Here is a 1,608-nt window from a genome sequence, read left to right as displayed (position 1 = left end):
GGTCGGCGGTCTGAGACCCCGGAGCCGCCACGGACGCAACCGCGCCCGGCCGACGGCATCCGTGGCACGGGCGGCCTCGGCCGAGGGGTGCGGCCCGTCCGCCGCTTTCGGCCGGCCCCTCGCAGCCCTCGGACTGTACGGAGATCCCGCACCTCTGCGGAGCACAGCCGCAGGAGCCGTGTCCCGGGGAGGACGAGCCGAGCTGTTCACCCGTGCCCTGCGACGGCGATCACGACCGCAGCGGGACGGTCGCTCGTGCTCGCGGGCAACGGCGAGGGCCCGGTGCGGCGGGCCGCCCCTCCGGGCCCTGCTGACGGACCGCCGCGGGGAGGGCCGAGCGCGCCTGTTCGGGCAGCTCGGCCGTCCCTCATCCCTCCGCGCCCGCGGGGCGCCGGAGCAGGTAGACGGCGGCCGAGGCGACCAGGGAGGCCATACAGGCGATGAACACCAGCCCGGCGCCGCGCAGGCCCATCGGGCCCGTCAGGATTCCCACGCCGATCACCGGGAGCGAGATACCCACGTACGCCACCACGAACAACGTCGAGATGACCGCCGCCCGCCGGTCCGCGGGGGACGCCGCCGCCACCGCGGAGAGCGCTCCGCGGAAGGCCAGCCCCTGGCCCGCGCCGCCGACGAACGCGCTCAGCACGACCAGGGACAGCAACTCCCACCTCAGCGCACCCGCCAGCAGTGCCAACCCCGCGAGCAGACCCGCACAGCCCAGCGGCAGTGATCGCCGCACCCCGAGCCGGCCGACCGCCGACTGTCCGGCGATCGACGCGAAGAACGCCAGAGCAACGACCAGCCCGCTCACGGCGTGGTTCCCCACGTGCAGGAACTCCGCCAGGAACGCGGGGCTGACGGAGGTGAACACCCCGAACAGGGCGAAACCCGCGAACGAGGCGAGCGCCGCGGGCGTGAACACCGCCCGCACCTGGGGCGGCAGCGCGGGCCGCTGCGGCCGCACGGTCCTCAGGGGCCGCCGCTCCCGGACGGTCTCCCGCAGGCGCAGCAGGACGACGGCGGAACCGGCCAGCAGGACGAGGTGCACGGTGAAGGGCAGGTACAGCGGCCACGCGGCGTACTGCGCGAGGATTCCGGCGAGCAGCGGGCCACAGCCCAGACCGCCCATGTTGGCGGCCGTCGCGACGAAGGAGGCCCGCGAGGAGCCTGCGCCGGGTGCCAGCTCCATGACGTACGCGGTGGCCGCCCCGGTGAACAGTCCGGCGGACAGGCCCGACAGGAGCCGCCCGGCGTACAGCCAGCCCAGCGAAGTGGCACACAGGAAGCTGACGGCACTCAGCGCCGCGCATGCCAGACCCCACAGGAGTACGGGGCGTCGGCCCAGGGCGTCGGAGGCGTTGCCCGCGAGCAGCAGCACACCGATGACGCCGAAGGCGTAGACGGCGTACACGACGGTCACCATCAGCTCGTTGAATCCGAAGCGGTCCTGGTAGAGGCCGTAGAGGGGGGTCGGCAGGGTGGTCCCCGCCATACACACGGCGAACACCGCTCCGGCGAGACAACTCGGGAGCCACCCTCGGCGATCGCGGTCACCGTTCATGTGGTCGACGGTAACCCGCCGGTGCCGTGACCGGCCGGGCCGGC

At 74.1% G+C, this 1,608-nt stretch carries 1 protein-coding gene; it reads right to left on the bottom strand.

Translation table 11 applies throughout. The features are described 5' to 3' along the window. Positions 1 to 367: 367 nt before the first annotated feature. Positions 368 to 1,564, bottom strand: a complete 1,197-nt coding sequence (locus IH13_RS0122810; RefSeq protein WP_031087304.1) for an MFS transporter — start codon at positions 1,562 to 1,564, stop codon at positions 368 to 370. Between the last annotated feature and the right edge of the window lie 44 nt (positions 1,565 to 1,608).

The sequence above is a fragment of the Streptomyces sp. NRRL WC-3549 genome, assembly GCF_000721935.1.
GTDB lineage: Bacteria > Actinomycetota > Actinomycetes > Streptomycetales > Streptomycetaceae > Streptomyces.
This window is presented reverse-complemented; position numbering and strand designations above follow the sequence as displayed.

Bases quoted from the DNA above. Each gene is read 5' to 3' on its own strand.
- IH13_RS0122810 (WP_031087304.1), bottom strand. From the start codon at position 1,564: ATGAACGGTGACCGCGATCGCCGAGGGTGGCTCCCGAGTTGTCTCGCC.